The sequence below is a fragment of the Pedobacter sp. AK013 genome (assembly GCF_014205835.1).
Lineage (GTDB): Bacteria > Bacteroidota > Bacteroidia > Sphingobacteriales > Sphingobacteriaceae > Pedobacter.
In genome coordinates this window covers 138,930-146,063 of record NZ_JACHCQ010000011.1, presented here as the reverse complement: position 1 = coordinate 146,063, position 7,134 = coordinate 138,930, and the positions used below count along the sequence as shown (strand labels likewise).

The window sequence follows — 7,134 nt, the reverse complement described above, 5'->3', positions numbered from 1 at the left end:
GCCTTTTTGCACAACAACTTCTGCTTTTTTCAAGCAACAACTCTGGGGGTCAATTTGAAATTGGCGAAAGGGGGTCAAATTTATTGGTATATGCACTGAGGGGATCACTTTCGACTATGATACACCTGGCAGTTTCTTTAGAGCTGGCCTCCAATTGCTGTTGGCAGAAGAGGACAATATTAATAGAAGCATTAAGGTACGCGGTGGCATATACACAGCAAAAGCAAAGGAAGGTCGCTATATACACAAAAGACCTCCATTTGGATATTTCAAAACTGGCGAGAGAAAGGAACGCCATCTTGTGATCAATGAACAGGAGGCTACAGTCGTACGGTATATCTTCGATGCTTATCTGCGCAACACGCCTTTATACCTCATTGCAGAGCAAGCCAAAGAAATGGGATTTTCGAGATCTGGCAATGTTGCCATTCAAAGGATTTTATCATATCCGCTTTATGCAGGTATGCAGTACGTAGAACCATTTAAAGAATATCCCGGCGGATTGTTCCCTGCAAAACATACTCCAATAATTGATCTCTATACCTGGGAGCAGGCACAGGCTAAGCTACGTAAGCCAGACAAAGAAAAAGTCACCATAGATGACGAAATGCCCTTGCGTGGGGTTCTAAAATGTCATTGCGGCAAAGTTGTTACTGGGGCTCCTTCTAGGGGCAAGATGGGAAAATATTATTACTATTATAAGTGTAACAAGACGAATCATCTTAACCTAAGCACAGTAAAAGCTCATGACAGCTTAACGCAGATATTCGAGTTAATGAGCCTGCCTGAGAATATTGTCAAACAACTTAGGCAGAATACAGACAAAGTGTTTGACCAAAAGATTGCTGGGGATAAAGCAATACTTGCAGAAAAGAAAAAAGCACTGGAAGCGGAGGAAGTAAAGCAATTCTCCATTGAAGAAAAATGGATTACTAACCAGATTTCAAAAGAAACATATGATCGGTGGGCTGCAACGATAAACCGTACCAAGATTAGCCTTCAAGCGACGATTCAAAAGCTAACATCAGATCATCAAATAACATATAAAATCGTACAGCAGAATTTGGAGAAATTGACAGACTTAAAACACATCTACAATATCAGTAACACTATAGAGAAGCAAGAGTTAATTAGGTTGGGGTTCGATAGCAATTTGTACTATGAAAAAGGTATCTATCGAACTCCGACGATGATAGACTTGCTAGCACATAACACACTGAAAATGAGGGAGAAAAACTTACTGATTTACGAAAAAAAACGGGGGATTTTTGCAAATCCCCCGCTCAGCGGAATGGACGGGACTCGAACCCGCGACCTCCTGCGTGACAGGCAGGCATTCTAACCAGCTGAACTACCACTCCTTTTATTCTTCTTTAAAGTTAGAACCTCTTGTCTCTTTCGAGGTTGCAAATATAGAGACTATATCTTGATTTGCAAACTTTTTTTTCAAAAATATTTAACTCCTTAACCTACAGCACCTTCCTGCATCTTCTCTGCATTTTCAGCAAACTGAAGTGCATCAATAATCTCCTGAATGTCACCATCCATAATGCTTGGCAGGTTATACATCGTTAAGCCGATACGGTGTTCGGTAACACGGCCCTGCGGATAATTATAAGTTCTGATCTTAGCCGAACGATCTCCTGTTGATACCATCGTTTTACGTTTGGCGGCAATATCTCCATTCTTTTTCTGTAATTCGATATCGTAAAGTTTACTACGCAACATCTCCATTGCAATAACGCGGTTACCCAACTGTGAACGTTCCTGTTGACAAACTACTACAATACCTGATGGTTTATGCGTTAACTGTACTTTAGTTTCTACTTTATTTACGTTCTGTCCACCGGCACCACCTGAACGCGAAGTTTGCAATTCAATATCAGCCGGATTAATATACAGATCAATTTCTTCCGCTTCTGGCAAAACCGCTACAGAAGCCGCTGAGGTATGCACACGGCCCTGCGTTTCGGTATCTGGCACACGCTGTACACGGTGTACACCACTTTCGTACTTTAGCTGACCATAAACATCATCACCGCTCACTTTCAGAATTACCTCTTTATAGCCGCCAGCAGTACCTTCTGTTACATCAACAGTTTCAACCTTCCATCCTTTAGTTTCGAAATAACGGGTGTACATACGGTATAAATCGCCGGCAAACAAAGCCGCTTCATCGCCACCAGTACCACCACGGATCTCAAAAACCGCATTTTTGGCATCTTCCGGATCTTTAGGAATCAACATCAAACGGATATTGCTTTCCATTTCTTCCTGTTGTTTTAACAAAAGATCAAGCTCTTCTTTTGCCATCTCACGCATTTCAGCATCCTTCTCAGTAGCTAAAATTTCTTTGTTGGCATCAATATTACTCATTACATTTTTGTAGACTTTATATTCATCTACAATCTTGCCCAGGTCTTTATATTCTTTATTTAAAGCCGCAAAACGTTTCATATCCTGAATTACATCCGGATTGCTTAACGATTCTTCCACATCTTCCCAACGCAGCTTTATAGCTTCTAATTTATCTAACATATTTATTCTTGTTGAAATCTCCTGATGGTTGGCATAGGCTCAAAAATTCAGGAAATGCAAAAATAAGGAAAAAAGCTGAATTAGTTTGTTTGGGGAGGGTGGTTAATTGGTTAACTGTTTCAAGTTGTTAACTGTAGCGGCATTAGCCTAAGGAATGGTTTTATAAAAAATCAGAAACCGCACGATGGAGTGAAAAAATATTTCATCTATGCTGCAGGTGTAAAAAAAGATGGTTATCGTCTTATTTAAAAGGTTTTGGAAATGAACAGTCCTGTGCTTTTGGCGACCGGTAGTCCCGCTATCACTTCAAGTCCTCACTTGTTCCTCGCTCCGGGCTTTTCGTTTTATCGGGTTTATGAATAAAGGGCGGTGCACCTAGGCACTATGCAAACCCGAATAGCAGCAGGAACCTGCGTACCTAAACGGGATTGCAGTGGCAGCTCCCGATTTTTCATCGGGACTAGAACGAAAAGCCCGACGAACATTAAGAAAAGCTTCAGGTTTTGCTTTCCGAAAAAACAGACATCAATATAGTTGGAAAAATAGTTTTATGCCGGAGAAAAGCATTATTTAGAGGTTTTGGAAATGGGCAGTTCCTCACTTATGGCAGCCAGCAGCCCCGCTATCACTTCAAGTCCGCGCTGCGCTCCGGGCTTTTCGTTTTATCGGGTTTAGAAACAAAGTCGGTGCATTTTAGACAGATTGCAGCCCTGAATAGCAGCAGAAACCAATGTACCTAAACGGGATTGTAGTGCCAGCGCCCGATTTTTCATCGGGACTATAAAGAAAAGCCCGACGAACATTAAAAAAAGCTACAGACAATGCTTTCCGAAAAAAGACATTAGTTTCTGGCCTAAAAATTAATTTACAATTAAGGTATTATTATTATTTTAGAGCAGTTTTGGAAATGAGCAGTTCCGATCCTATGGCGGCCGGTAGCCCCGCTATCTCTCCAAGTCCTCGCTGCGCTCCGGGCTTTCCGTTCTATCGGGTTTAGGAACAGCGGACCATGCGCTTAGGCAACAGCGACTCCTAATAACTAAACGATTAAAAATTAAGCATCTGGCTTATAATATTCCAATTTTAAATCCTGCCCATCAAACACCCCATAAGAATTGTAGTTAAGCCATTCACCAATATTTACATAGCGGCTTCCCTTACCTAAATCGATATCGAGCGGCAGGTGTCTATGCCCGAAAATAAAATAATCGAAATGTGTTTTCTGTAATTGCTCTTTGGCATAAATGGCCAGCCATTCTTTATCCTCCCCTAAAAACACCTCTTTCTCCGTTTGTGCAGCCCTACTACCCTGGCTCCAGCCATTGGCAATACCGATACCCAAATTAGGATGCAAACGGGCAAACAGCCATTGGCAAAACTTACTTCTAAAAATCTTTCTTAAAAATTTGTATTTATTATCTCCCGGGCCTAAGCCGTCGCCATGGTGCAGGTAGAATTTTTTACCAGCCCTTTCGATGATCAGTTCATCGCTGATGATTTCCATGCCGATTTCCTGAGTGAAATAACTGCGTACCCACATATCATGGTTGCCTTTAAAAAAATAGATTTTTATCCCCCCATCGGCCATGGCAGCCAATTTACCCTGTAAACGGATAAATCCTTTTGGAATCACTTTAGCATACTCGAACCAGAAATCGAAAATATCGCCCATCAAAAACAACTCGCTGCAATTTGGTTCTATAAAATTTAGCCAACTTACAATACGCGCTTCACGGGCACGGCTTTCGGCATAATTTGGAGTGCCTAAATGAAAATCGGAAGCGAAGTAAATATTTTTAGCCATGTACAAATCCAAAGGTAAGGGAAAAAGCTTAAAGACTAAAGCAGAAAGACCAAAGTCTAAAGTGCAGCAATCTGTGTAATCATACCGAAGGAAAAAAGACATATATTAGTAAACAAATCTCACTAAAGATGAAAAAACAAATTCTATTGAGCTTATTTGCATTAAGTCTATTTGCCTGTAACCAGGGCAAAAAACCTGTAGAAAAAATAACATTAATGAAATATCCTGAAACAAAAAAAGACAGCACAAAAGATAATTATTTCGGAACAACCATTGCCGACCCTTACAGATGGCTGGAGAATGATACCTCAGCAGAGACAAAAGCCTGGGTTATAGCCGAAAATAAGGTTACCCAAAACTATCTAGAGCAAATTCCCTACCGCCCTGATATTAAAAAGCGTTTAACAGCATTATGGAATTACCCTAAAGAAAGCGCACCTTTTAAGGTTGGCGAATATTATTTCTTCACTAAAAACGATGGCCTTCAAAACCAAAGTATCTGGTTTATTAAAAAGGGTCTAGAAGGTAAAGAAGAAGTTTTTCTCGACCCAAATAAACTTACAAAAGATGGAACAGCGGCTGTTTCGCTACTGGGTTTTTCGCACGATAAAAAGTACCTGGCCTATTCGGTTGCACAAGCAGGATCAGACTGGAGCAATATTTATGTAATGGATATTGCCAGTAAAACCAAATTGACCGATGAGCTAAAATGGACCAAATTCTCTGGGGCAGCTTGGAAAGGCGATGGTTTTTACTACAGTAAATTTGATGAGCCTACCAAAGGAACCGATCTTTCTGCTGCCAACAAATACCAAAAAGTGTATTTCCATCAATTGGGTGATCAGCAACGAAATGACCAGTTAATTTTTGAAGACAAAACCAATCCAAATTTATATTTCGGCGCCAGTGTTACAGAAGATGAGCGCTTTCTGATCGTTTATGCCAGTGCCGGCACTTCGGGCAATGCGCTTTATTATCAAGATTTAAAAGTGCCAGATAGCAAAATTACCTTATTGGTTAAAGGCTTTGAAAACAACCACAGCGTTATTGATAATGTTGGCGACAAACTATTGGTAAACACCGATCTCGGAGCCGAAAACAAGCAGGTAGTTTTGGTTGATCCCAAAAATGCAGATCCTAAAAACTGGCAAAAAATTATCCCTGAATCGAAATTGGCTTTAGAGGGTATTGGAACTGGCGGAGGATTTCTCTGGGCCTCTTACCTAAAAGATGCAAGCACCAATATTATTCAGTTTGATTTAACCGGAAAGAAAATAGGCGATGTAAAACTACCAGCAATTGGAACTGTTGGAGGCTTTGGTGGCTACAAAGAGGATAAAGATTTTTTTTATACCTTTTCTAATTTCACCACTCCAGGCACGATTTACCGTTACGACATCACCAAAAGCGAATCGATATTATATAAAAAATCAGATCTCCAGTTTAATACAGATAACTATGAAACCAAACAGGTGTTTTATCCGTCAAAAGATGGCACAAAAGTACCTATGTTTATCGTACATAAAAAAGGCATCAAACTAAACGGCAACAACCCGGTTTATCTTTATGCATATGGCGGTTTCCAGATCAGTTTAACACCAGGATTCAGTCTTTCGAGGATGCTATTTTTAGAGCGTGGCGGCATTTACGTTCAGCCAAGTTTGCGTGGCGGAAGTGAATATGGCGAAGCATGGCACAAAGGCGGTATGTTAGCAAAAAAACAGAATGTTTTCGACGATTTTATTGCCGCAGCAGAGTACCTAATTAAGGAAAAATATACCAATCCTGCTAAAATCGCCATATCTGGCGGCTCAAACGGTGGTCTGCTGGTAGGGGCTTGCATGACCCAAAGACCCGATCTTTTTAAAGTGGCTTTACCTGCCGTTGGCGTGCTCGACATGCTGCGTTACCATAAATTTACTGTTGGCTGGGGCTGGGCCGTTGAATATGGAACAAGCGACAAAAAGGAAGATTTCGATTACCTGATCAAATATTCACCGCTTCATAACATAAAAAGCGGTGTGAACTATCCGGCCACATTAATTACCACAGCCGATCACGACGATCGTGTGGTACCTGCACACTCTTTTAAATTTGCGGCAACCCTACAGGAAAAATACAAAGGCAATAACCCGATGCTGATCCGTATCGAAACCAAAGCGGGGCATGGTGCCGGTAAACCCACCACTAAGTTGATTGAAGAAGCCAGCGATGTGTGGAGCTTTGTATTTCAGAATTTGGGGATGAGTTGGTAGCTCATTTTTGTCATTCTGCATGCAGTAAAGAACCCAGAGGCTGTGCGAAGCAATCTTTATCTATGGAGACCTGTTTCATCGCTTAAGATTCTTCTTTCCTACCATTAACAGGCCCCAGTAGAAAAATCGTCATCTCGACCGAAGCAAAGCGGAGCGGAGAGATCTTTGAACTATGTTATCGAAAAGTTTAAAGATTTCTCCATTACGCTACCAATGAAAAATTGGCAAGCTTCAGTCGAAATGACGATATTATCTCTTTTAAATTCACTTGTCATTTATATTGATTTTTATAAAATAAATTATCCCTCAGGATGACAGATCGGAAAAAGATTGATCATGACACACAACTTCATTGTGAATGACGATCTACCAAGAATATAACAAAAACCAACTCCCACTAAATCCATAGACCAATTATAATTTGCTTTAAGTCGCTAAAAACCCTTAACTTTTGCTTTTTATTGAGTTAAGGAATATAAAATACTGAATATAATAGTATTGCAAAATTATCTAGAATATTTCTAAATAGCAGAATTG

At 40.4% G+C, this 7,134-nt stretch carries 4 protein-coding genes, 1 tRNA gene and 1 pseudogene; 3 read left to right on the top strand and 3 right to left on the bottom strand.

Features of this window, described 5'->3' with window-relative positions; translation table 11 throughout:
- The coding region (locus HDC90_RS25525) for a hypothetical protein (RefSeq protein ID WP_255497576.1) at positions 1-305 on the top strand (305 nt) is incomplete at its 5' end.
- Positions 302-562: pseudogene (locus tag HDC90_RS25740) on the top strand (recombinase family protein); the annotation flags it as partial. The gene HDC90_RS25525 and the pseudogene HDC90_RS25740, both read left to right, overlap by 4 nt.
- A gap of 725 nt (positions 563-1,287) precedes the next feature.
- Here the strand turns inward: HDC90_RS25740 and HDC90_RS09890 are convergent.
- The 3 genes from HDC90_RS09890 to HDC90_RS09880 form a co-directional block, all read right to left on the bottom strand.
- Positions 1,288-1,361 (bottom strand) — tRNA-Asp (locus HDC90_RS09890).
- 103 nt (positions 1,362-1,464) lie between these two features.
- Entirely contained in the window at positions 1,465-2,538 is a 1,074-nt protein-coding gene (gene prfA, locus HDC90_RS09885; protein ID WP_184465851.1) for a peptide chain release factor 1, read from the bottom strand.
- A gap of 1,054 nt (positions 2,539-3,592) precedes the next feature.
- Positions 3,593-4,342, bottom strand: a complete 750-nt coding sequence (locus HDC90_RS09880) for a UDP-2,3-diacylglucosamine diphosphatase (RefSeq protein WP_184465849.1) — start codon at positions 4,340-4,342, stop codon at positions 3,593-3,595.
- 128 nt (positions 4,343-4,470) lie between these two features.
- Here HDC90_RS09880 and HDC90_RS09875 point away from each other — a divergent pair, with 128 nt between their 5' ends.
- Positions 4,471-6,597, top strand: coding sequence for a prolyl oligopeptidase family protein (locus HDC90_RS09875; protein ID WP_184465847.1), 2,127 nt, complete (start codon positions 4,471-4,473; stop codon positions 6,595-6,597).
- Positions 6,598-7,134 lie beyond the last annotated feature (537 nt).